Origin of the sequence: Streptomyces sp. NPDC050743 (assembly GCF_044456925.1) — a bacterium.
Classification (GTDB): domain Bacteria; phylum Actinomycetota; class Actinomycetes; order Streptomycetales; family Streptomycetaceae; genus Streptomyces.
Genome location: NZ_JBITGJ010000078.1, coordinates 15,770 through 38,299, shown reverse-complemented (window position 1 = coordinate 38,299; position 22,530 = coordinate 15,770). Strand labels below are relative to the sequence as shown.

Sequence of the window (22,530 nt, the reverse complement as noted above, 5' to 3'; positions counted from 1 at the left end):
CCGTTCTTTCATGCCCACGGCCGCACCCGTACCTCTGTCCAGATGATCACCCGCGCCGCACACTTCGAACGAAATCCGGTTTGCCACAACGCACTGAGCCTGCAGCCCATTTGGGCGGCCTGGGCAAGCAGCTTCAGCGTGTGAACAGTTCGGGGTTTCTGCGGACGTAATCGGCCACTCCGGCAGCGGGGCGCCCCATGATCTGTTCCATGCCGTCCGCCTGGCGATCGTAGCGATTGGCCGCGTGCAGGCGGGCCATCGTGGAGGTGTGCTGGAAGACGTGATCCGGCAGCCCTAGTGCTCGGAGATCGTGGTCAAGCCATTGCTTCAGGGGAACGTTGGTGTAGCCGACCGTTCGGCCCAAAGTCGCGGAGATCTCCGCCGCCATGGCGGCGATGCTCTCCGATCGGGGGCCGGTCAGCTCGTAGACACGGCCGACGTGCCGGGCCGGATCGGCCAGGATCTCCTCAACGGCGGCCGCCACGTCGTGGGCCGCGATCGGGGAGGTCTTCGCCTGGCCGAACGGCAGCCTGATGGTGTCGTCCCGCAGGATCGATGAGAAACCCACCTGGAAGAGCGGATTCTCCAGGAAGACGGTGGGCCTGACCTGGACCATGGGAAGGCCGGACCAGCCGAGAAGCTGTTCGACCAACCACTGCTGCCGTTGCTGATGCGACTCGGACGTGCTGGTGAGATCCATCTCGGAGACGGTCAGCTGCGACATGTTGACGAAGGCTTCCAGCCCGCCGTAGGCGCGCGCGGCGACAGCTGTGGTCACGGCGGCCGGCAGATACTGCTCCGATACGGCCATGCCGAAATACACCCGCCCACAGCCGTCCAGAGCCTCGGCGACGTCGCGTGAGGACGTCAGGTCACCGACGACGACTTCGGCACCGGTCGCACGCAACGCCTCGGCGCGGTCGTCATCCCGGCGCACCAGGGCCCGGACCTTCAGCCCCCGCCGCCGAAGGCCCTCGACCACGGTCCGGCCAACAGCGCCGACCCGGCCCGCGGCACCGGTCACCAGAACGGGCCGCATGCGTGCTTCCAGGGTGTGGTCCACGGAGGCAGCCTGCGGCCCGCACCCCCAGGGCGCAACTGGAGTGATCCGCCCAGCGTCCCGGCGGGCAGGGGAACGCTGCCGGCCGGGACGAGTGGTCCCCTATGTGCGCACGGCCCTGGTGAAGTCGTCCACGGCGATCGACGGCACGCGGCTACCGCGAAGCGGTACCACCTGGCCCAGATGGGCGCCCAGGTCGCACAGGATCCAGCTGCCGCAGGTGACCACCGGGGTGCCGGGGTCGGCGCTGCGCACCAGCCGCTCGAAGGCCGCCGCCTTCTCACGTAGCACCGCCGGATAGGTGTCGGTGGCGGGCGGCAACGCTGCTGGGGACTGTTCCACAGCCACCCAGCCATTGGGAGTATATACTCGTATTTGCGGGCGGCGAGAACGGGCCCCGAGTCCACACCCGCCGGCCCACCGCCGGCCGACGAAACCGGACACCAGCATCCACGCTGCTCATTCGGCTACGTCCGCCAGCCGGGAGGCCGGCCGCCGCACCGCACGAAACTCATCCGCAAGGCGCTGGAGAGGCCGAACCCAGATGACTCTGCCCGAAAACGCTTCCCTGAGCGCTGTCCGTCCTGTGGCGGCATCCACCACACCGGCCATCCGCTGGCAACGCCGGGACTGGTGGCGCGCCGGCGGACTCCTGGCCGTCATCACGGCACTGCACCTGGCGGCGTTCGGGATCCTGGCCGCGCTCGTGGCCCCGCACCACTACAAGGTCGGCAGTGAGGTCTTCGGCCTCGGGCTCGGCGTGACCGCCTACACCCTCGGTATGCGGCACGCCTTCGACGCCGATCACATCGCCGCCATCGACAACACCACCCGCAAACTCATGGCCGACGGCAAGCGCCCCATCTCCGTCGGCTTCTGGTTCGCGCTGGGCCATTCCACCGTCGTGGTGCTGCTGGCTGCCGGGATCGCCGCGAGCGCGCGATTGACGACGACCCTGACCAACGACAACTCCAGCGCACGCCAGAGCCTGGGCGTGGTCGGCACACTGGCGTCCGGCAGTTTCCTGTACCTGATCGCCGCACTCAATCTCGTAGCGCTGGCCGGGATCTGGCGGGTCTTCAAGGCGATGCGCACCGGGCGGTTCGACGAACACGAACTGGCCAAGCACCTGGACAGCCGCGGCTTCATGAACCGCATCCTGGGCCGGCTCACCCGCTCCGTCTCCCGACCGGGACAGATGTATCCGGTCGGGCTACTGTTCGGGATCGGGTTCGACACCGCCACCGAGGTCACGCTCATGGTGATGGCCGGCTCCGGCGCCGCCGCAGGACTGCCGTGGTACGCAATCGTCTGCCTGCCGCTGCTGTTCGCCGCCGGGATGAGCCTGTTCGACACCCTCGACGGGACGTTCATGAATTTCGCCTACCACTGGGCCTTCTCCAACCCGGTCCGCAAGGTCTACTACAACCTCACCATCACCGGCCTGTCCATCACGGTCGCCTTCCTCATCGGCACGATCGAGTTGGTCGGCTCCCTGCACGAGCAGCTCCGCCTGACCGACCCGGCCACCGGCTGGATCTCCGGGATCGACCTGAACAACGCCGGCTTCGTCATCGTCGCCCTGTTCGTCGTCGTGTGGGCCTGCGCCTTGGGCTACTGGCGCATCGCCAAGGTCGAACACCGCTGGAACCACGCGGGCAGCCAGGTCGAACCGAACTGATTCGCCAGGGAATCCTTGAGTCCACCCGCATATGGGCGGGAAGTATGCCGTGGCCGGACGGCGTGCCCGGCACAGCTCTGTTCATGGGAGCAGAAACGACCGCACCAAGCGGCGCCTACCACCGTATGGTGCTATACCGCTCATAAGCGGTGAGGCCTGAAAAAGGTCTATATACTCGCGCGGAAGGGTTCGTTTCTGTGTCGAGCAGCAACCCGGCCGGTGAACACCGCCGTGGAGGCGGGTTTGGGCGGATCCGGGGCACCGATCTCGCGGCGGTACTGCATTGCGCCGTCCGCGAGGCCCTGCTGCGGCTGAATCCCGTGACGGTAGCGGTCTACCTACTGGACGAGGACCACGCCGAACTCCACCTCGCGATGATCGGCGGCAGTCCGCCGTCCCTCTTCACCCTTCCCGGGTGGATGAGCCTGGATGCGCCTTACGCTTCCGCGCGTGCACTGGCCTCGGGACAACCGGCTGTTCTTGTCGATCCCGACCCGCCCGAAGCGGATCAGCAGCATGTGCCGCCCTATCCGTACGTCGCCCTTTCGGTCCCTGTCACCGACGCAGACCGGCGCTTCGGCGCCCTCACCGTCCTTCGGCTGGAGACCTTCGGCACCTTCCGGGCGACAGAGCACGCAGATTTGCAGGAGATTGGCAACGAACTGGCCACGGCCCTTGCCCAGCTCGCCGAAAGCGGCGCTGCGATCGCAGCCGGCCCCACACCGATGCTCGTGCCTGTGGGTTCCGACCCGGATACGAGCATCTGCACACCGGGCTGGGGAGTATCGGGCGTCCCTGGCTCCGCGGGCACCAGCCTGATGTATCCGCTGCGGCGGCTCGACGACTTGCTGAACCAGGCCACGACCATGGACGCCATCGTCGGGGCAGCCCGGCACTGCCTCATGTCCCCTTTCCGCGCTCAGGCCCTGGTGCTGGCCTCTGCCGGCGAGGGCCGTCTGTGGGTCCTCGGGCACAGCGGAACCTCCTCCGGCATGGTCCGCAGTCTCCATGGAGCCGGGCTGGACGCCCGGACACCGGCGGCCGAGGCAATGCGTGGGCGCCCATTGTTCATCTCCGACAGCCGGTCGACGGCAGCCGACTTCGGCTGGAGCGACGGCGAGTCACAGGCCGAGGCGTACCTCCCTCTCATCGGGGGCGCCCAGATCACGGAGCTTCCATTCGTCGGGAGCGGGAGGGTGGTCGGCGTCTGCTGTCTGTCGTTCAAGGAGCCTCGCCGCTTCCCGCCCGAGGAGAGGGCCGTCCTGCGCATGATCGCCGGCAAGCTGGGTGCGGCGGTGGAGCGCGTGGAACTGAATGCGAAGCAGCGCGCAGTAGCCGAATACCTCCAAAGGCGGCTGCTGCCACCCACGCTCCGCGAACTGCCCCGGATGACCACCACGGCGCGGTATCGGCCCGCCACGGTCACGTCCAAGGTGGGCGGCGACTGGTATGACGTGATCGAACTGCCGGGTGAACGGATGGTGCTGGTCGTCGGCGACGTGGAAGGGCACGCCTTGGAGAGCGCCGTCATCATGGGCCAGGTGCGCACCGCGGTGGCTGCCTATGCGGCCGAAGGCCACCGTCCCGCCGCGGTGATCGACCGGACCGGCAGGCTGCTCACCCAGCTGGGCACCGACCTGTTCGTGACCTGCTGCGTCGTCGCACTGGACACCGTCGACGGAACAGCCGAGGTCGCCCTGGCCGGCCACCCCGCGCCTTTGGTGCTGGGGCCCGACGGGACTGTCGGCACCCTGGAGGCGCCCGCCAACATGCCCCTGGGCATCGACGTGCCGGAGGCCTACCAAGGGCGTGAGCACACTCTCGAGCCCGGGTACGTCCTGATGCTGTACTCGAACGGCCTGGGCGACTGCACGGCAAGCGACCCGGACGCCGACGCGAGAGCGCTGCTCAGCGCCGGCAGTCGCGAGGCCGGGACCGATCTCGAGCAGTTGGCCGACCACCTCATCACCGATTCAAGCCCCCAGCACCGCCGCGACGACGCGGTACTGCTCCTGGCCCGCTGTGAAGGCGCCGTCGGCGAGAACGGTCCGCGGTCGGGGAACCTGCACATCCAGCGTCGCGACCTGCAAGGGGTGAAGACGGCGCGCGACTTCGTTCACGACCGGTTGTCCTCCTGGGACCTCACGGACATGTCGGACGCCCTTCAGCTCATCGCCTCCGAGATCGTGACCAACGCGCTGATCCACGCGGGCAGCGACGTCGATATGCGCCTGCGGGCCTTCGCCGATCACGTCCGGCTGGAGGTGCGGGACTCCGACAGCAACCCGCCCGTTCCTTCTCCCCTGGCGCTGCGCGAGGAGGAAAACGTGGAGGCCGAGCACGGCCGCGGCCTCCTCATCGTGGAGGCCCTGGCCGGAGTGTGGAACAGCTCCCCCAACGGCCGGGGCAAAACAGTCTCGGTGGAGGTGCCCATCGCGAAGGCTGAGCCATGATGCGCTCCTGCGCCATCCACGAAAGCGCCCGGTGGGCGAGCACCTCAGGCCAGTCCGATGCACAGGAAGCCGGTCCTACCCGGCGGCTGGCGCTGCATTCCGGCAGAGGTCGTGCCTCACTCGGCCCAGAGCTGGAACCCGGTATGGAGGACGGTTTCGAGGGACCTGCGCAGTCGGGCCGCGTCGTTGGTTCCGAAGCGCTCCTCCAACCGGACTTGGACGGCCTGCCACGTCCACGGATACGTCCCATGTGATCAGGCCCTTCGCGTCGGCTCGGGGCCTGGAGCTGTTCGAGGATGCGGTGCCAGGTGCCGTCGTGCTGCCAGGGCCGGAACAGTCCGTACACCGGCTCTCACGGCCCGTACCGTTCGGGTAAGTCCCGGCACGGTATGCCGGTCGGATCGCAACGCCGCCAACCGTCAGGGAACCGTGCGCCCCATGAAGCAGGCGAACGCATTACGTCTCTCCCCACTCAAACTCGGCCAGGGCGCGCGGGGCCGACGAGGCAGAGATGGGCTACCTCGACTGTCGGCGGTCAGAAAATTCGGCTCTGGCGCTGATCTTGTGACGCAGTCGGAGTCAGCGGTGGCTGTGATCATGGCTCGAGTGTTCTTCGCAGAGCTTCGAGGTGTTGTTCCCTCATCTGACCGGTGTCGTGGTGGAGTTGGTCGAGCGGGCCGCGGCCGGGGTGGTCACGATGCATGCGCGGGCCCGCTCGGCGGGTGCGGACTGTCCGCACTGCGGTAGTGCGTCGGGCCGGGTGCACGGCCGATACCTGCGACGGCTCGCGGATGCCGCGGTCGGTGGAGCCAGTGTGGTGATCGAGCTGCTGGTGCGACGGTTCAAGTGCCCGAACCCCGCGTGCCGGGCGGTGACATTCGCCGAGCAGATAGCGGGGCTGACCAGCCCGCATGCCCGCTACACGCCACTGGTGCGTGAGCAGTTGACCTCGATAGCTCTCGCACTGGCCGGCCGCGCGGGAGCCCGCCTGGCCAGGGTGCTGGGCCTGCACGTCGCTAAGGACACCCTGTTACGTCTGGTCCGCGCCACGCCGGAAGAACCCGTCGGACAGATCCGCGTCCTCGGCGTCGACGATTTCGCACTACGGAAGGGCGACTCGTACGCCACGATCCTGGTGGACCTGGAGAGGCGGCGCCCGGTGGACGTGCTGCCCGGCCGGGACGCCGAACCGCTGGCCGCATGGCTGAAGGGCCATCCGGAAGTGGAGATCATTTGCCGGGACCGGGCCGGGGCTTATGCCGAGGGCGCCCGCAGCGGCGCCCCGCAAGCGGTGCAGGTCGCCGACGCCTGGCATCTATGGCACAACCTCGGCGAGGCCGTCGACAAGACCGTCGCCGCCCACCACGCCTGCGTCCGCACCGCGTTCGAGAACACCGCACCGCCCCCACCAACCAGCGACGACATCTGGCAGACGCCACCGCCACCGGCCGCCGGGATGCTCGACGTCTGCGGACGCGAACGCCGACTGGTGCCCCGGACCAGGGAACGCTACACCGCCGTGCGACAGCTCCTGGACGATGGCAGCACACTGGAGAACATCTGCCGGACACTGCAGCTGGACCGGTCCACTGTGCGCCGCTTCGCCCGCGCCACCGGCATCGAAGAACTGCTGGTCAAAGCGACGAATCGGTCCACCATCCTGGACGAGTACAAGCCCTACCTCCACCAGCGGTGGAACGAGGGCTGTCACAACAGTGCCCAGCTCCACCAGGAGATCGTCGCCTTGGGCTTCGCCGGAAGCATCCAGATCGTCCAGCGTTACCTCCGCCCGTTCAAGGCCGCCACCGCCGCGCCACCCGTGCACCGCCCGGCTCCACGGCCCCGCCGCATCGTCCGCTGGATCATGACCGCTCCTGGAAACCTGACCGCCGATGATGCCGCCGACCTCAAGGAGATCCGGACCAGCTGCCCCGAGCTCGACGCCGTCACCCACCACGTCCGCGACTTCGCCGCCATGATGCGCGACTTGCGGGGCGACCAGCTGCCCGCCTGGATGGAGCGCGTCCTCGCCGACGATCTGCCGGCACTGCACTCCCTGATCAACGGACTGAGCCGCGACATCGACGCCGTCACCGCCGGGCTCTCCACCCCCTGGAGCTCCGGCCAGGTCGAAGGGTAGGCCACAAGGACGAAGCTACTTAAACGGCAAGGATTCGGGCGAGCCAACCTCGACTTCCTCCGCAAGCGTGTACTCCTCACGCCCTGACCCCACTGCGTCACAAGATCAGCGCCAGAGCCGAATTACGTGACCACAGGCCCTCGGGAATTACGCGACCGTCGACACCGAGGACCAAGGCCGGCTGATCAGCAAGCTCACCAGCTACCTCCGCCCCAGCGTCCTCGTGGTCGACGAGGTGGGCTACCAGCCGCTGGAGCGGGCCGAGGCCAGCTTGGTCTTCCAGGTGATCTCCGAGCGCTACGAGAAGGGCTCGATCATCCTGATCTCGAACAAGCCGTTCGGCAAAGCGCACATGTTCCGGCGAACCTGTGCCAGGTGCTGCCGAAACTTCACGGGTTCGTTGGTGTCGAGGAGGCTGCCCAGGCGCCTCGATGTTCGCGCCACGCGGTCCTGAGGGCTTCGAGCTCGGCTCGGGGGAAGTGCTCACCCCACTTGCCGCGGTATGTGCTCTCGCCGTACTCCCTCACGACCTCGTCGAAGCAGCGGATCACTGCTCGGGCCACGACGTCGATGTTCTGCTGGGTGGACCAGATCTCGGCCCCAGTGTTGTCGTGGGCACTACCGTGGGCTAGCTCCAGCAGGCGGATCCACACGTTGGTGCCTTCACGGTAGAAGATCCATCGGAAGGCGGTGGGCTCGGCCTCGAACTGCGCTCGGCATTCGGTCTCGCCGACGATCAGACGTGCTACTGCGGTCAAGAGATCTTCGGGGGCAGTGGTGATATAGGAGGCCGTGACTTCGGCTTCCGCCTGGTGGTCGCTGACGATGCAGTCGGCCCAACCACGTCCGGACAGGACCCAGACGAGTCGCAAGGAGGCCATCCTCGTTCCCTTCTTTCGGTCGCGGGTTCCCTGCGCCGCTCGCCGAGGGCCCCTCGCACACATCCGAGTCTGGGGCATGGCGAGACTGCTGACCAGCGGATTCTCCGACGCTCAGTGATCGGGCAGGCGCCCGGGGTCGACATGGTCGGCGAGGTAGATCAAGGTGGCTTGCGGGTCCATGCCGAAGGCCGCGGCGACGAGCTTGGGGTCCATGGTGTTCACCAGGTCGACGAGCCGGGTGCTGCGGATCATGCGGGGTGGGAAGCCGCAGTCGTCAAGGACGTGTGAAAGATAGGCAGTTGAGGCCGGGCTCCGCCCGGCCTTGGTTCCTTTGGTGACCATGACGTGCGGGTTGTCCGTCCGCCATGCCACCCGGTGGGCCAGGCATCGCTGCAGCACTGTCCAGGAGGCGGGGTCCAAGGGGACGGGGTGGGGTCGCTTTCCCAGCCGGACAGTATGGGCCTGCTGGTCGATGTCGTCGGTCTTCAGTATCCGCATCTCGGAGCTGGAGGCGCCATGCAGCAGAGCGAGCATGCCCATCACCGCTTCATGCGGGTGCACGTGCTCGTCGGTTGTCCACCGCCTGAACAACTCGCGCTGCTGGTCGAGAGCGAGGGTCTGGCCGCGGAAGCCGTTCGTCTCCTTCGCGACCAGCTCGCGGGTGGGGTCGACCAGCAGCATCTTCTGGGACCGCGCGAAGCGGAAGAACTGCCGCAGCACGGTCAGCCGCCGCTTGCGTCCCTTGGGCAGGACGGCGAGGAAGGCTTCGACGTCGTGCACGTCGACGAGGGCCCAGGCGTTCTTGTCCCGTTCGTCGACCAGGAAAACGGCCAGGTCACGCAGGGTGGCCAGGGCCGTCTCCAGGGTGTGATTGCTGCGAGGGCGGGTGCCCGCTCGGCGGGCTCGGTCCTGGGCCCGCATCCGGGAGGTATTGAAGGCGGCAACGGCTTGCCGCAGCGGTTCGGGGACGGCTTCGATGCGTCGTTGCCTTCGGCCGGCGGCGAGCCGTTCGGCCTGGTCGGTGGGCAGTGCCAGGTGATGAAGGGTGAAGAAGTCCTCGAGTGCGCGGGCGAAGGAGCCCATCGACCGCCCGGGCCTGCGGGATCTTTCCAGCAGGGCCCGGGGTGAGGTGGAGTGCCCGTCTTCCAGGAGTCGGCCGAGGTCGGTGACAAAGCCACAGGCTCTGGCGATGCAGTGCCGGGCTGCGACATGAGCGACGAAGTCCCCCAGCCAGGAAGGTGGATCGGCGAGCCGGTCGCGGAGGTGTTCACCACGGATGAAGGGACGGCCAGGGTGCTTTTGCCAGCAAGCCGAGCACAGCCCCAATCCCGCATGTCGCCGCACCTGACCGCACTCGCGACAGGTCCTCGGAGGCTGCTTCTCCTGCCGGGGCCGTGAACAATGGCCGCACCAGCCGGTCGCCTCACGCAGATAGCCGGGCCGGCGGCAGCGCGGACATGTCTGCTGGGCTGCCCGCTGGTCGGCCTTGCGCCGGCAGTCGCGGCACAGACGGTTCTGCGATGACCGGACGGGGTGGCCGCATTCCTCGCATACGCGTGAGCAGATGATGCACCGGCCGGTGTCCTGCTGCAGGACGCGGTCGCGGCCGCAGCCCGGGCAAGTCGCCCTGGCTGCCTGCTCGTTCAGCCGGCGCCAGCACCGGCAGCAGTGCTGGCGGTCGAGATAACCGACGGGGGCACCGCAGCTGACACAGTCCCGTTGCTTCTTGCCCATCGCAGACCGCCTGTCACAGAGGCGGCATCGACCGGCCCCTGGCGGAGACGGCCTGCGGCAGATCAGCGACTGGACGAGGAGGTGCGAGGGGCCGTTCGACGGGGGTGGTGTCGACCTCGATCAGGTCGTTGGGAGTGCACTCCAGCGCAGTGCACAACGCGGCCAGCGTGGTCATCTTCACCTGCGAGGGTTCCTTGGTGAACAGCGCGGACACCGAAGCCGAGGACAGTTCCAGACCGGCCTTCTCGGCCAGCAGCCGCCGCAACTCGGTCCCGGTCCACACCTCGCGCTGGGCGGCAGCCATCCGCAGCCGCCATTGGATCTTCATGCCGTGGTGTCCTTCCCGGTCAGCTCGGCCAGAGTGCTGGCGACCGCGCGTTGATAGGCGTCCTCGATGAAGGTCGCGGAGGGCCGGACATACCGCATCGTCGAGCTGACGGTCCAGTGACCGAGCATCTGCTGGATCGCGACGAGATCGACTCCACGTTCGTAGTTGTGCGTCGCGCAAGCTCTTCGCAGAGCATGCGGGCTAAACCACTCAGATGCCGGACGTCCTTCGAGTTCCATGAGATAGCGGAGCCGGTTACGGATGGTCCCGCGATGCAGGCTGCCGCCGGACTCGTCGGCGAAGAGCACCGGCGAGTCGGGGAACCTGGGCCGCACGTCCTCCAGGAACCACCGCAGGACCAGGTCCAGGCCGTCGAGCATGGGCACCCACCGAGGCCGCGGCCCGGACGTGTGGGCTCCCTTGCCGAAGCGGACGTGAAGCTTGCCGAACGGGCCGCGGGTGAAATGCAGGTCCGGCTTCTCCAGCAGCGACGTCTCCTCCGAGCGGAGCCCGGCGTGATACAGCGTCCGGAACATCGCATAGTCCCTCGCTGCGGGTCCGTACTTCCTCGCGGTCGCGATCCTCTGTTTCATGAACGAGAAGAACTCGTTCACCCGCTCTGGTGTCGGTGGCGGCAGCAGGGCCGGAGAGTCGTCGCCGACATGGCGGGAGGCGTTGAACTCGTCGACCGGACAGACCAGTCGGACGCCGAATGCGGCCTCGATCTCAACCGCTTTGCGAGCCTGCAGGAACCGGTGGAAGCCCTTGAAGATCTGCACGTACTCGCGGCGGGTCGACGTCGCCCGGCCCTTCACCGCGAGATCACCGACCACCCGGTCAATGTCCTCGGGCGTGACTTCCCACGCGGGCCGTCCCAGTGCGGTGAGTGTCCGCTCCAGCAGGCCGATGTCGTTGTCGATGGTCACCGGGCTGAACCCGCGGGCCCTCCACGAGGCGACGAACGCGTCCACGCACATGGTCTGGAACTGCCACGGGTCCGTGGTCAGCGGCCCCTGCGGGACGGCCCCGCCCGCGATGACCTGCAGTCTCGCCTCGGCCACCGGCACACCTTCCTCGCACCTGAACGGTCAAGGCAGCACCTTGAAAACCCGGGTGCCACCACGAGAACCAACGAGGACCCCAGGAGCGGGATACGGCCAGGTGGCAGCGGCAACCCTTGTGAGGGAACAAGTGCCAGCCCCAGATGAGTTGGGCCAGGTCTTCGGCGACGAGGGCCTGGCCACCGCGATCCTCGACCGCCTCCTGCACCACTGCGAGGTCGTCTCGATCAACGGCAACAGCGACCGGCTCAAGAACCGTCTCCAGGCCATCGAGCGGGACACCGACGTGGCCTGAGCAGTGGTGCACGTAACTTCGTACTCGGTGGTGCACTCAGACGAGTACACGGGCACCCTGGTCTGCCGTGGGGTTAGGCCGTGCGCGCACGGCGGATGCGCCGCCTGCGGTGGCTGACGCGCCCGTTGGCTTCAGCGGCCCTGGAAGTCGATGGCGGGCCGGGGCAACCCTGCCTTGAACGCATTGACTGCCGAGGCCAGGCCGGTCTTGACGTCGTCGGTTTCGAAGAGCGGCATGGCGATGTCGAACATCGCCTCGTCCGCCGCCGAGATCCCGCCGACGGCCCAGGCGCGCAGCAGAGCCTTGTGGGCGGCATAGGCGCGGGTGGGGCCCTTGGCCACTTTGCGGGCGAAGGCGGTCGCCTCGGGCAGCAGGACGTCGTCGGCCACGACCCGGTTGATGACGCCGGCGTCGGCCATGACGGTGGCGGGCACCTGCTCGGATGTGAGGGCCCACTCCGAGGCGCGGGCGCGGCCGGCCCGCTCGGCGACCGGGTAGATCCCGCCGAGCAGGGTGACGATGCCGAGCGTCTGTTCGGGGTGGCCGAAGCGGGCGGATTCGGCGGCGAAGACCACATCGGCGCGCAGCGCGAGTTCGAGCCCGCCGCCGAAGCACAGGCCCTGGACGGCGGCGATCACCGGGAGCGGCAGCCGCTCGAACTGGTTGAAGACCTGCATGTAACCCTCGAAGAGGGTCCGCAGCTGTCTGACGTCCGCGTCCGGCCAGTCGACGATGTCGCCGCCGAAGCTGAAGTCCGGGCCTTCGGCGCGCACCAGGACGGCGCGGGCGCTGCTGCTGCCGATCGTCTCCAGCGCCTGAGCGAGCTCAGTGGCCATCTGCTGATCGATGCGGTTTTGCGGCGGGTTGTCCAGGACCAGCGTGGCGATGTCGTCGTCGATGGAATAGGTCAGGTGGGGCATGCTTGTTCCTTCATGTCGTACTCGGTGCGGCCCGCGCGGCCCGCCGGGGGCCAGGCGCCCCTTCAGGCGAGGTGCTCGCGGAACCAGGCGAGGGCTGCGCTGCTCGCCTTGTCGAACTGGGTGGTGTAGGGGTCGAAGTGGCCCCCGGGGATCAGCTGCAGCCGCTTGGGCTCCAGGGCGCGCTCGTAGGCCGCCAGCGCCAGGTCGGTCACGGTGACCGTGTCTCCCAGGGCGACCACCATGAGCAGCGGTGTGGGTGAGACCCGCGTGATCCAGGTGCCGGGCTCGTACATGCGCGCCGCGCGGGTGGAGCGGACGGTGACCTGGTTGTCCCACACGCCGTCGGGCTTGGGCTGCAGGTAGAAGTCGATGGCCTCCTGTGACCGGTAGGAGGCGGGCACCGCAGGGTCACTGCTGACGATGGTCTGCGTGCGCGGAGCCTCACCACGCAACTGTGCCCGCTCGTCCTCGGAGAAAGCCCCCTCCAGGCCCGCTACGGCATCCGGTGCGATGCGGCGGAGCCCCTGTTCGTAGCCGCTGATGGTCGGCACCTGGGCGACCACGGCCCGCAGACGACGGTCGGTGGCGCCCAGCACGATCGCGTGGCCACCGGCGTAGCTGGTGCCCCACAGGCCGATCCGGTCGTCGTCGACCTCAGGCCTGCTCTCCAGGTAGGAGATGGCCCGCCGCCAGTCGGCGATCTGCTGCCAGGGGTCCACGTCCTGCCGGGGCCAGCCCTCGCTGGCCCCGAAGGTGCGGTGGTCGTGCAGCAGGACGACGAACCCGTGCTCGGCGAAGGCGTGAGCGAACGGCTCCAGTCCGTGCTCCTTGACCCCGGCGTAGCCGTGAGCCATCGTGATCGCCGGATACGGGCCCGGCCCGTCCGGCAGGTAGAGCCATCCGCGCAGGCGTACTGCGCCGTCGGCTTCGAACTCGACATCCTTGCGCTGAACCATGGAACAACTTTCTGAGTGCAATGGGGATTTTCAGTTCTGGTGGAAATGTTCGGCGCCGATCACACCGCGCAATCGGCTTCGCAGTTCCGCGGAAAACCGGTTCACGGCATCCAGCGGTCGGTGATGGATAGCGGCCCGGACGATCCGCCCGGACGCGTCCTTGGTCAGGATCGTCACGCCTTCAATCGGCCGGCCCCCGAACGCGGTGGCCTCCCACTCCAGGTAGGTCCGTGAGCCATTCGTGGTCTCCCGAGTGAACCGGAGCGACTCATAGACCGCGCTCGCGCCCCCATCACACTCTTGACCTGGTCCCGCCCCTCCACCGGGCGCGTGAGGACGCTCGCCTCCAGCACCACATCCGCAGCGAACGCCTCGGCGAACACGACGGCTGACTTCTGTGCGAAGGCGCTCGTCCAGCCCTTCTTCCGCGGTGCCTTGGGGTCGCGGGGACCGTCAGGGGGGAGTACCCGGGCCAAAAAGCGGTCGAGATGGGCGGCGACCTCACCCGACTGCTCGAGGTGAGCCCAGTGCCCCGCCTTGGCCACCAGCACCTGTTCCACCGCGGTAAACCGAGGTGCGACGGCGGCGTTGACCATCTCCTCGGTGACGAAGCCGTCACCCTCGCCGCGGAGGATGAGCACCGGGCCTGCGAAACGGCTTTGCTGCCGGCCGGCGAGGTGTCCGGTGTTCCAGCACTCGGCGAGGTCACGGACCACCTCGGGGCGCAGGCGTTGCCCGGCGGCGACCAGCCGGTCCAGCGCCGCCGCTGGCAGCGCGGCGGACAGCTGACGCCGCACGGCACGCTCCCCTTCGGGGTCGCCGCCCAGGGACCGGAACCGGTCGAGCGTTTCGTCTGACAGGTGAGTGCCGGCCAGCGGAATGGGCGTCACCAGCGTCAGCCCGAGGGCCCGATCGGGCCGACCGGCGGCGACCAGCTCAGCCACAGCCGCGCCCATGCTGTGACCGACGATCACAAAGGGCTTGCCGATCGCGTCGACGACAGCACCCGCTTCGTCGGCGAACCGGGCGTAGGTGAACGACCCGCTCGCCTGCCTGCGGTCCCCGCAGCCGGCCAAATCGAGCGTGACATGCTCGATGCCGGGCGTGGTCAGCTGCGCGGTCAGGCTGTCCCAGATGTACTGGTCGTCGAGGAAGCCGTGGATGAACACCACTGCCACATCGCCATCGCCGGCCCGGCGGAAGCGCACATCGCTGTGCCCGACACGTTCTGTCCTCATCGTGGTGCTCACTGTCCAGGAAGGGACGTCGCCCCCGAGGGGGACCAGTCCTGGTTGTCGATCGGTGAGAAGTCGGTGGATCGGGAGTCCAGGCGTTGCATCCGGCGGCCGTGACGTGCCTCAAGCAACTCCTCGTCAAGGGGAGTGGTGAAGACGTTGTCGACCAGGGTGTATTCGGCGGCGAGCCGGCCGACGGCCGGCAGCGCGGCGGTGTCGATCCGTCCCCGCTCCAGGTACAGGTCGTCCCTGATGTGGAACCGCATCACCTCGCCCCACACCACATGATCGACGCCGTCGTCGCCGACCGGGATGATGCGGTTGACCACGCACTCCAAAGAGATCGGCGCCCCCTTCACCCGAGGCACGCGCACCACTTCGGACGGCTCCTTCCCCAGGCCGAGCGCCTCGAACTCGTCAACCCCCGAGTCGAACTCGAACGCCGAGCTGTGCAGGGCATGCGCCTGCGGCAACGTCGCCAGGTTCGTGACGAACTCGCCGGTCTGACGGATGTTGACGAGGGTGTCCTTCAGCGTGACCCCGTCGGAGCGCGGCTGCAGGGAGAGCGAGACCATCGGGGGCTTGCGCCCGACCGCGGTGAAGAAGGAGATCGGGGCAAGGTTGGCGACGCCCTCGGGCGAGATGGTGCTCACCCACGCCACGGCGCGCGGAATGATGCTCCCGATCAGCAGTTTGTACGCGTGTGCGGCGTCGAGCTCCTCAGCGTCAATAATCACCGACGTTCCTCCATCTGGGTTAAGTGGCCACGGCGGCACAATCACTGTGGTGGCCTGCCTCGATTGCGGCAGGCCAGATTCGCCGCCCGCGCAGGGCTCTCCGGTTGACCCCGGGGTCGCTCAAAAGAACCCGTGTGGCACTTGCACCACCTCCTCGGCCGTCGCCCTTGAAGGTGTTGCGAGGCCGAGAGGGTGTTGCACATCAATGCGCGTGGTCGTGGTCGCCCGTGTGGTCGTGGCCGGGGGGGCGTTGGGCCAGGGTGTGGGTGCGGGTGGTGACCTCGTCCGTGGAGACCGCGCACAGGTCGGCGAGGACGTCTTCCAGGGCGGCGAGCCACAGTTGGTAGTAGTTGTATGGTTCGTCCGGCGTCGCGGAGGTCTCCCAGGCGGTGATCCTGGCGATGAGCGCGGCCTGGAACTGCGGCCAGGTGAACGCGCCTGCCTCGTAGAGACTGACGGCCATGCCGAAGGCGCGGCTCTCCCACGGCTCGGCGAACACCAACTCCCCGTTGGAGCGGGGCGGTGCGGCCGGGCCCTCGACGTCCAGCGGCGCACTCATGGCGTTTCCACCTTCGCCACGCCGACCATCGCATCCCTCGTCACCAGCGGCACGAGTTCCTCCTCGGTCAGGTGCTCGGTGCCGGCCGGACGCTCGGGCAGCACCAGCCAGCGGACCTCGCTGCTGGAGTCGCGGACGGTGATCTGCACGTCGTCGTCGAGGTCGAGTCCCATCTCGGACAGCACCGTGCGCGGCTCCTTGACGATCCGCGAGCGGTAGGCGGGGTCCTTGTACCAGCTCGGCGGCAGGCCGAGCACCGGCCACGGATAGCAGGAGCACAGGGTGCACACCACCACGTTGTGGCTGGTGGCGGTGTTCTCCACCACCACGATGTGCTCCCCTTGCATCCCTCCGAAGCCCAGTTCCTTGATGGCGGCCGTGCCGTCCTCAAGCAGCCGGTTGCGGTACTCGGGGTCGGCCCACGCCCTGGCGACGACCTTGGCGCCGTTGAGCGGACCCACGTTGGTCTCATAGGTGGTGATGAACCCGTCGATCACCTTCGGGTCGATCAGGCCCCGCTCGGTGAGCAACTGCTCGAGCGCCTCGGTACGCAGAGCAATGGGAAGATGCTCAGCCGATCCGTTGGTCGTGGTCATGAGTTTGTCTCCAGGTAGCTCTCGAACATCTCGATGGTGATGGCGAAGGGTTCGGCGTCGGGGCCCCACAATTCGCGTGAGTCGAATCGCACCGAGTAGACGTGCTGCGGGTTCTCGCCCAGGAAGTGGGCGTTGGTGTCCGGCAGCACATGGGCCGGCTGGACGATCTCGACGACGCCGGTATGGCCCCGCACATAACCCGGCAGCCGTGTGTGCCCGGGTACGGACACGTTCTTGGCCCGCACGCGCTCGCCGACGGTGAAGGCCGGAGGGGCGTCCACGGTGCGCAGCGAACCCTCGGCGGTCGGCGCATAGTCCGGCTTGGCGGGCTCCGGGACCGGCGGTTCCTCCACGTGTTCGCCACGCAGGTTGCGGGCGCGGGCGTCGACCGCGCCCGGCGCCAGGATCGCGCTGTCGAGGAGCCTCAGCTCCCCGGCGTTGAGCCAGCGCCCGTAGTAGCCGTCGTCCAGATAGGCGGCTCGATCAAGGCGCTCCAGCGCATGCCGGAAGGAGTCCAGGTTCCCCCCGGACACCCGGTTGGACAAGATCGCCACCGCGAATGCCCGACCCTGCCAGGACTCCTCGAAAACAGGTTCATCGCGTCTCGGCGGATACATGGGGCCCCATCCGGGGGTTCCTCCCATGTCAGCAATACCATCCATCACATAACCTCTCAGACATTCGAAATAGAGGACATATATGGTCGATTCTTTTTCGGGTGGCACCCCGAACGTCACCACGCGGGCGGCCCTCGAAGCTATTGATCGCCTCGGGTGTCCCGGTCTCTGCCGCCTCACCACTTGGGAGTGGCCAGCGGTACACCAACAATTAGGAGCATATACTCCTATTGCTGAGGTGGCAAGGACGGACGATGTGTGGATGCAGGACGTGACTGGACTCTGTCTGTGCCGGCAGGCGGTGCGCATCGGCCGAGGGTCGATATGTTCATCCCGGTCGGCGCCTGCCGACTCAACCTCCAAGAGGGCTGGTGGCGCATCTTCCGCAAGGCCGCCCTGGCCGGCCGTCGCTTCGGACCGCGCCCACATCACCCACGCCACCGAAGTGGCCACAGCCCAGCTCAACACCTGCGCCCGACTCCGGATCTGGGGCAGACCCCCACCACCCACCAAGCGCCTACGCCGCCGCTATGTGTACATCCTTTGAGGAATCCAGCACTAGGAGGCGCCGCAGCCCGGTGTCTCCTCGACCAACGCCGCGCCCAGCAACCATGCGATCCGGTCGAGGCGAGCGTGGAGGTCCGCGATCTCCTCCAGCTCAAAGCGCGTCGCCGCGCTGATCCGGCGCGGCACCAGCAGTGCGCGCTGCCTCAGCCCCGTGCCCTCGTCCGTGAGGTGGACATGCACGGACCGCTCGTCCAGGGCGCTGCGCTCGCGCCGTACGAGGCTCGCCGCCTCCAATCGCTTGATCAATACACCTAGGTGTATTGATCACAAGCGGAGCCAAATCATCATCATCGCGGCGGTGACCGTGCCAAGGAAGACGTAGGCGCGCTTGTCGTGCCTGGTGGCGACTGCCCGGAAGTTCTTCAGGCGGTTGATTGCCCCCTCGACGGTCTTGCACTTCTTGTACCGCTCACGGTCGAAACCGGGCGGCCGACCGCCCGCGCTTCCACGCCTGCGGCGGCCAGCGGCTTGGTCCGCCTTCTCCGGGATGACGTGTTGGATCGAGCGCCTGCGCAGGTAGGAGCGGGTGCGGCGGTTGCTGTAGCCCTTGTCGGCGCTGACACTACCTGGCTTCGTGCGGGGTCGGCCGACGGTCAGGCGCGGGACACGGATGCGGTCCAGGACTGACTCGAACTGGGTGCAGTCGGCGCGCTGTCCGGGCGTGATCACGAGAGACAGCGGGCGGCAGCGGCCGTCCGCGCTCAGGTGAACCTGGGTGGCGAAGCCGCCGCGCGAACGGCCGAGCGCCTCAGCTCCTGCACCACCTCCGCCAGGAGCCCACCCAGTTCCGCCCAGATCCGAGCGGCTTTGACCGCGTTCGCGGAGCCCCTCTTGAGGCGCGGTGGCGGTGCGAGGCGGGCTCCGGCCGCGTGCTGGTGGGCACGCACAGACGTCGAGTCGACGGACACTTCCCAGTCGATGTCGCCGGCTGCATCCGCCTCAGCATGGGCGTGTGTAAGAAGCAGCTCCCAGGTACCGTCCGCAGACCAGCGGCGATGCCGCTCGTGCACCGTCTTCCACGGCCCGAAGCGTTCCGGCAGATCGCGCCACTGCACACCGGACCGGATCCGGTACAGCAACCCGTTGATCACCTGCCGGTGATCCGCCACCTGCCACAACGCCCGTTACTCACTGGCAGCGACGACTCCAACCGGGCCCACTGAGCATCCGTGAGATCTCCCCGAGTCCCCATAGTCCTGTCAACGACTCAGCCACTCGACGGACGCGGGCTCAACCGATCTGCTCGGCACTATCCAGTACATCGGGGTGCAGTCGGCTCCTGGCATTGAACAACTCGATGCCCAGAAGCCGCCCTTGCGAGTCGAGATCAAGCAGCGCCATCGTGTCCTCGCCAGCAACTACCTGACGGACGGCTTCACCTGGGCCAATCCTGTCGACGACGTAGATGTACGCCATGTTCGCCGAGGCGTCGTACTCGACTCGCATCACTCTCCGTATCCTTCGCCAGCCTGAAGCACCGGATGCTGCTTCCCCCGAAGGCTATCGGCATCGGAGATCGCCAGGACAGGGCCTAGTGGCCCGTGCCAGCCGCCAGGTCGAAGGCGATGAGGTGGCCGTTGGCCTGGGGCGTCGGTGACACCGGGCTGATGTTTTACAAGCTCGTCGACATCTCGCGCACGATGTCAGCGAGCGAAGTCGCGTTCTGCTGTCACCGAATCTGAGCAAGCGCCGCTAAATTGACACACCCGACCCTGGAGCAGCGGCACTTCGTTGTTTTCGGTAGGCGCGAGCCGCCCGTACCCTGTTCGCACACGAAGGCCGACACCATTTACGGCGTGAGTGATCTTTGATGAAGAACAGCGGACAATCAGGTGCCGGGCAGGAACGGAGCAGCTTCTTTCGTTCGGTTCCAAAGAGATCGATGGCATCCCAAGCGAATTCCGCCAGCAGCCTGCGCATGCCAGTCGCATCCGACTCGTAACGCGCGATCAGGTCGGTGTGCTCGATGACCAACCTCGGATTCGTGCGGTTGGCGCACGCAAAGTCGTTGATTCGATCCACTGCGTCCCGGATCTCTCCGTCGCCCACAGTCAAGGCTTGCGCGACCATTCGGATGGCATCGCGGAGTTCGATGAAACTCGCCAAACCTACTGAGTCCACGGCGGAAACAGCCGGGAGACCCTGGCTCGTGTGCATAGACGTAAGCCAGCGTTCCAAGGCTTCTTTGCTCGGCAGACCTTCTACGGGATTCCCCCGAATGGTGAAGTACGTATTCGCAAGGTCGAGCGCTGGAGTATCTCCAATGATAGGCGCCTCATGCACGGCACACCCCTAACGAATACTCTGGCAGCTCTGTGACAGGTCTGCGGGATCTCCCGGCGCCCTAGTCTAGATCCACGCCGCATCGGACAGATCGGGTCTTAGGGCTGTGCCGACCCCTGCCACTGTCCACTTTTCGCGCCGCGGGCTGTGCCCAGGCGCACGGAGGCGCCTGGGCACAGCAACGGCACACTCACGGGAGGTACCGGGCCAAGGGCCCGTCGAGGTCCGTAGCCACGGCCTTGTTGAAGTAGTTGGTGAAGGTGCTCAGCGACACCGCCGCGATGACCTCGGCGATCTCCGCGTCCGACAGGCCCGCTGCGCGGGCCGCGTCGACATCGCCATCCGTGATGCCGCCCCTGCTCCGCAGCACAGCCGCCGCCAGGCTCAGCGCCGCATCGGCGTGCGGGTCCGCCGACTTGGCCTGGCGTGCCTGCTCCATCTCGCTCTGGTCGAGCTTGACCACGTGGGTAGCGGCCTGGATGTGCGCGGCAAGGCAGTAGTCGCACCCGTTTTCCTGGGCGGTCAGGAGGGCGATGCGCTCCCGGACCGCGGGACGGAGTTCGCCGCCGGAAAGCGCCCCGGAAAACGCCAGGTATGCCTTGAGAACGGCCGGGCTGTTCACCATCGCCTTGGTCATGTTGGGAGTGATTCCCAAGGCTTTCTGGACGTCAGCCAGCAACTCGGCTGCTGCAGGAGTGGCGGTGTCGGGCTGGATCAGAGGGATACGAGACATGCGAATTCTCTTTCCTTGCTGGGACGATGACTCGAATAGCTCGCGTCAGAACTCCACGAGGACCTGTGGCCGGCGTCTCCGTAGCGATGGCTTGGGGCGTCGCCAGCCCCTGCCGACTCGACGCCGGCCGGTCCTTCTGTAGTCGTGAACGAAGCGATGGTCCGGCCCACCGTGGCAGCCGAGCCACCTGCGGCGGAGCGCGCCGCTGCCTTGCAGCACGAACCATTCTCACGCTTACTTTGCCTTCCAACCGTAAGAACGGCTCTCTGATTCCCAGCACTCCGCAATCTCACATCCCGACTGCCCCGGCCGGCGACCGCATCGCCTCTGCCGCTGCTGACATAGGGAAGACGGTGCCCGAAGGCGACCAGGTGGGTGGCAAGGGAATCGGCCTGCTCGGGCGTGAGGGGGTGACGCCCAGGCCGCGGGACGGGAAGCGGCACAAGGTGGCGTCGTCCTCGCCCGCTCGCTCCGACCGGCCGAGGACGGGCGCTTGGACGCCGCCGTGCGGGTACGCACCGCGTGTCTGCAGTTTCTCGGTCACCGTCAGGAACTTGATGTGCGGTGCGGGCCGCGAACGCAGGAAGTCCCCGGCTCGGGCGAGGAAGTCGTCGGCGTCTTCGGTGAGGTGCCAGCTGTCCGGACGCGTGCTTCATGATTCCCGACGCGCCGGACCGCTGGGAATGCGTACGTCCGAAGACGTCGTCGCCGACCTGACCGGTGCCGCCGCCCGGAAACAGCCCTCACTGGCCGGGGTCCGGTTACCGGTTTTCCCCACGAACGAGCACGGAGGTCACCGGACTTCGACTACCCGTCAGATGAACAGGACACTCTCGACATCGATCGTGACGAGTTCCACGTCCCGGTCCACCGATCCGTCCGCCCGCCGCCGGTGGACGCGCCGCCGGGTCGGGACCATGATCCCGTCGAACTCCTTGTAGTCGGAGACGTAGTGCGCGGCGGGCCCGGCGCCGATGACCTCGGGCGTGTAGTCGTGCCTGCGCAGCAGCCCGTCGGAGTCGAAGTAGAAGACCTGCTCGGCGCAATGCGTCGCGATGTAGTCAGGGAAAGTGACCCGCAGGCGCCTCCAGGTCTCCCCCTCCTCCGTGACCGGGGAGATTTCCACGGCCTCGAAACCGGGAGAGGCGAAGGTGAACGGCGATGTCAGGTAGGTCCACATGGCCTCCCCGGCGAAGTAGGCCACGTGCAGCACGTCCCAGGGATCGCGCACGTCGCTCGGGAACGACGCACGAGGGTCGGTACGCTCGGCCGTCACCTCTCCGGTCACGGTCTCCACGGCCACCCGCTGCGCGGTGAAGGACGTCCGCAGGTGCGGTGCGGTGAAGGGGTAGTGGCTGGCACGCTGCTGGTGCAGGTCGAGCCGTACGGCCACATGGCTCAATATCCCTTCCTGCCCCTTCAGCCTCCACAGCGAGCCGCCGACCCTGTGATGCACGGTCGCCGAGGTGAACCGGTGGTAGCGGTCCAGGCCGCCGTGCGCCTCGATGACGCGGGTGACGAGATCACTCATGGCGGACTTCTCCTTGCGTGTGGATTTTCGCGGAAATTCGACCGGTCGGTAACCCCGGCTGCCGAGGCGACGCACCGGTCCGGTGCAGCCAACCTCTCATTACGAGTATATGCGCATATTGAGGAACGGCCAGTCGGTCGGGAACCGCTCAAGCGCGATCGGC

General features: G+C 67.4%; 22 protein-coding genes and 3 pseudogenes. 5 read left to right on the top strand and 20 right to left on the bottom strand.

The features are described from left to right. Positions 1-133: 133 nt before the first annotated feature. Positions 134-1,063: an NAD(P)H-binding protein gene (locus ACIBJF_RS40885; protein WP_399181785.1), complete on the bottom strand. Its 930-nt coding sequence runs from the start codon at positions 1,061-1,063 to the stop codon at positions 134-136. Positions 1,064-1,162: 99 nt separating this feature from the next. Then, on the bottom strand, positions 1,163-1,408 hold the full coding sequence (locus tag ACIBJF_RS40880; protein WP_399181784.1) for a hypothetical protein: 246 nt from the start codon (positions 1,406-1,408) through the stop codon (positions 1,163-1,165). Positions 1,409-1,604: 196 nt separating this feature from the next. On the opposite strand from ACIBJF_RS40880, the gene ACIBJF_RS40875 reads away from it, so the two are divergent. From ACIBJF_RS40875 to ACIBJF_RS40860, 4 genes and pseudogenes are all read left to right on the top strand, one after another. Beyond that, positions 1,605-2,741, top strand: a complete 1,137-nt coding sequence (locus ACIBJF_RS40875; protein ID WP_399181782.1) for a HoxN/HupN/NixA family nickel/cobalt transporter — start codon at positions 1,605-1,607, stop codon at positions 2,739-2,741. 149 nt (positions 2,742-2,890) lie between these two features. Next, positions 2,891-5,194 carry a SpoIIE family protein phosphatase gene (locus ACIBJF_RS40870; RefSeq protein WP_399181781.1) on the top strand — a complete coding sequence of 768 codons (2,304 nt, stop codon included), beginning with the start codon at positions 2,891-2,893 and terminating at the stop codon, positions 5,192-5,194. A 631-nt stretch (positions 5,195-5,825) separates the two neighbouring features. Next, on the top strand, positions 5,826-7,334 hold the full coding sequence (locus tag ACIBJF_RS40865) for an ISL3 family transposase (protein WP_399181779.1): 1,509 nt from the start codon (positions 5,826-5,828) through the stop codon (positions 7,332-7,334). Positions 7,335-7,500: 166 nt separating this feature from the next. After that, positions 7,501-7,680, top strand: a pseudogene (locus ACIBJF_RS40860) (ATP-binding protein); the annotation flags it as partial. Between the two features lie 43 nt (positions 7,681-7,723). On the opposite strand, the gene ACIBJF_RS40855 reads toward ACIBJF_RS40860, so the two are convergent. The 4 genes from ACIBJF_RS40855 to ACIBJF_RS40840 all read right to left on the bottom strand — a co-directional run bounded on the left by ACIBJF_RS40855 (position 7,724) and on the right by ACIBJF_RS40840 (position 11,338). Continuing rightward, positions 7,724-8,206: a hypothetical protein gene (locus ACIBJF_RS40855; protein ID WP_399181777.1), complete on the bottom strand. Its 483-nt coding sequence runs from the start codon at positions 8,204-8,206 to the stop codon at positions 7,724-7,726. Between the two features lie 120 nt (positions 8,207-8,326). Then, positions 8,327-9,298 carry a tyrosine-type recombinase/integrase gene (locus ACIBJF_RS40850; protein ID WP_399181776.1) on the bottom strand — a complete coding sequence of 324 codons (972 nt, stop codon included), beginning with the start codon at positions 9,296-9,298 and terminating at the stop codon, positions 8,327-8,329. Positions 9,299-9,962: 664 nt separating this feature from the next. After that, complete coding sequence (locus ACIBJF_RS40845) at positions 9,963-10,277, bottom strand: helix-turn-helix domain-containing protein (protein ID WP_388398995.1); 315 nt, start codon at positions 10,275-10,277, stop codon at positions 9,963-9,965. Continuing rightward, the gene (locus ACIBJF_RS40840; protein WP_399181774.1) at positions 10,274-11,338 is read right to left on the bottom strand and encodes a tyrosine-type recombinase/integrase; all 1,065 of its coding nucleotides are present in this window, start codon (positions 11,336-11,338) and stop codon (positions 10,274-10,276) included. Before ACIBJF_RS40840 ends, ACIBJF_RS40845 begins: the two co-directional genes overlap by 4 nt. A gap of 145 nt (positions 11,339-11,483) precedes the next feature. Between ACIBJF_RS40840 and ACIBJF_RS40835 the strand changes: the two are divergent. Next, positions 11,484-11,633, top strand: a pseudogene (locus tag ACIBJF_RS40835) (ATP-binding protein); the annotation flags it as partial. 131 nt (positions 11,634-11,764) lie between these two features. Here ACIBJF_RS40835 and ACIBJF_RS40830 read toward each other — a convergent pair. The 14 genes and pseudogenes from ACIBJF_RS40830 to ACIBJF_RS40765 form a co-directional block, all read right to left on the bottom strand. Next, positions 11,765-12,553: an enoyl-CoA hydratase/isomerase family protein gene (locus ACIBJF_RS40830; RefSeq protein ID WP_399181772.1), complete on the bottom strand. Its 789-nt coding sequence runs from the start codon at positions 12,551-12,553 to the stop codon at positions 11,765-11,767. 62 nt (positions 12,554-12,615) lie between these two features. After that, positions 12,616-13,509, bottom strand: a complete 894-nt coding sequence (locus ACIBJF_RS40825) for an alpha/beta hydrolase (RefSeq protein ID WP_399181770.1) — start codon at positions 13,507-13,509, stop codon at positions 12,616-12,618. A gap of 30 nt (positions 13,510-13,539) precedes the next feature. Then, positions 13,540-13,686 (bottom strand): hypothetical protein, encoded by a 147-nt coding sequence (locus ACIBJF_RS40820; RefSeq protein WP_399181768.1) that lies wholly within the window; start codon positions 13,684-13,686, stop codon positions 13,540-13,542. Continuing rightward, positions 13,683-14,759, bottom strand: a complete 1,077-nt coding sequence (locus ACIBJF_RS40815) for an alpha/beta fold hydrolase (RefSeq protein ID WP_399181766.1) — start codon at positions 14,757-14,759, stop codon at positions 13,683-13,685. The genes ACIBJF_RS40820 and ACIBJF_RS40815 overlap by 4 nt, the downstream gene beginning before the upstream one ends. Beyond that, on the bottom strand, positions 14,756-15,481 hold the full coding sequence (locus tag ACIBJF_RS40810) for a flavin reductase family protein (RefSeq protein ID WP_399181764.1): 726 nt from the start codon (positions 15,479-15,481) through the stop codon (positions 14,756-14,758). The genes ACIBJF_RS40815 and ACIBJF_RS40810 overlap by 4 nt, the downstream gene beginning before the upstream one ends. A gap of 202 nt (positions 15,482-15,683) precedes the next feature. Further along, a complete protein-coding gene (locus ACIBJF_RS40805; protein WP_399181761.1) occupies positions 15,684-16,040 on the bottom strand; it encodes a nitrile hydratase accessory protein in 357 nt (118 codons plus the stop codon). Beyond that, a complete protein-coding gene (gene nthA, locus ACIBJF_RS40800; RefSeq protein ID WP_399181760.1) occupies positions 16,037-16,636 on the bottom strand; it encodes a nitrile hydratase subunit alpha in 600 nt (199 codons plus the stop codon). The genes ACIBJF_RS40805 and nthA overlap by 4 nt, the downstream gene beginning before the upstream one ends. Next, positions 16,633-17,298 (bottom strand): nitrile hydratase subunit beta, encoded by a 666-nt coding sequence (nthB, locus tag ACIBJF_RS40795; RefSeq protein WP_399181759.1) that lies wholly within the window; start codon positions 17,296-17,298, stop codon positions 16,633-16,635. Before nthB ends, nthA begins: the two co-directional genes overlap by 4 nt. Positions 17,299-17,811: 513 nt before the next feature. After that, positions 17,812-18,066 (bottom strand): hypothetical protein, encoded by a 255-nt coding sequence (locus ACIBJF_RS40790; RefSeq protein WP_399181757.1) that lies wholly within the window; start codon positions 18,064-18,066, stop codon positions 17,812-17,814. An 18-nt stretch (positions 18,067-18,084) separates the two neighbouring features. Continuing rightward, a pseudogene (locus ACIBJF_RS40785) lies at positions 18,085-19,012 on the bottom strand (IS5 family transposase). 38 nt (positions 19,013-19,050) lie between these two features. After that, positions 19,051-19,266: a DUF2283 domain-containing protein gene (locus ACIBJF_RS40780; RefSeq protein ID WP_399181755.1), complete on the bottom strand. Its 216-nt coding sequence runs from the start codon at positions 19,264-19,266 to the stop codon at positions 19,051-19,053. 246 nt (positions 19,267-19,512) lie between these two features. After that, positions 19,513-20,103: a CGNR zinc finger domain-containing protein gene (locus tag ACIBJF_RS40775; RefSeq protein WP_399181753.1), complete on the bottom strand. Its 591-nt coding sequence runs from the start codon at positions 20,101-20,103 to the stop codon at positions 19,513-19,515. Between the two features lie 190 nt (positions 20,104-20,293). Continuing rightward, a complete protein-coding gene (locus ACIBJF_RS40770) occupies positions 20,294-20,740 on the bottom strand; it encodes a carboxymuconolactone decarboxylase family protein (RefSeq protein ID WP_399181751.1) in 447 nt (148 codons plus the stop codon). A 910-nt stretch (positions 20,741-21,650) separates the two neighbouring features. Beyond that, positions 21,651-22,367: a hypothetical protein gene (locus ACIBJF_RS40765; RefSeq protein ID WP_399181749.1), complete on the bottom strand. Its 717-nt coding sequence runs from the start codon at positions 22,365-22,367 to the stop codon at positions 21,651-21,653. Between the last annotated feature and the right edge of the window lie 163 nt (positions 22,368-22,530).

Excerpts from the sequence above, each read along its gene's own strand:
- ACIBJF_RS40780 (WP_399181755.1), bottom strand. The coding sequence starts at position 19,266 with ATGCGAGTCGAGTACGACGCCTCGGCGAACATGGCGTACATCTACGTC.
- ACIBJF_RS40805 (WP_399181761.1), bottom strand. The coding sequence starts at position 16,040 with ATGAGTGCGCCGCTGGACGTCGAGGGCCCGGCCGCACCGCCCCGCTCC.
- ACIBJF_RS40825 (WP_399181770.1), bottom strand. The coding sequence starts at position 13,509 with ATGGTTCAGCGCAAGGATGTCGAGTTCGAAGCCGACGGCGCAGTACGC.
- ACIBJF_RS40770 (WP_399181751.1), bottom strand. The coding sequence starts at position 20,740 with ATGACCAAGGCGATGGTGAACAGCCCGGCCGTTCTCAAGGCATACCTG.
- nthA (WP_399181760.1), bottom strand. The coding sequence starts at position 16,636 with ATGACCACGACCAACGGATCGGCTGAGCATCTTCCCATTGCTCTGCGT.
- ACIBJF_RS40850 (WP_399181776.1), bottom strand. The coding sequence starts at position 9,298 with ATGGGCTCCTTCGCCCGCGCACTCGAGGACTTCTTCACCCTTCATCAC.
- ACIBJF_RS40875 (WP_399181782.1), top strand. The coding sequence starts at position 1,605 with ATGACTCTGCCCGAAAACGCTTCCCTGAGCGCTGTCCGTCCTGTGGCG.
- ACIBJF_RS40765 (WP_399181749.1), bottom strand. The coding sequence starts at position 22,367 with ATGAGTGATCTCGTCACCCGCGTCATCGAGGCGCACGGCGGCCTGGAC.
- ACIBJF_RS40845 (WP_388398995.1), bottom strand. The coding sequence starts at position 10,277 with ATGAAGATCCAATGGCGGCTGCGGATGGCTGCCGCCCAGCGCGAGGTG.
- nthB (WP_399181759.1), bottom strand. The coding sequence starts at position 17,298 with ATGGATGGTATTGCTGACATGGGAGGAACCCCCGGATGGGGCCCCATG.
- ACIBJF_RS40830 (WP_399181772.1), bottom strand. The coding sequence starts at position 12,553 with ATGCCCCACCTGACCTATTCCATCGACGACGACATCGCCACGCTGGTC.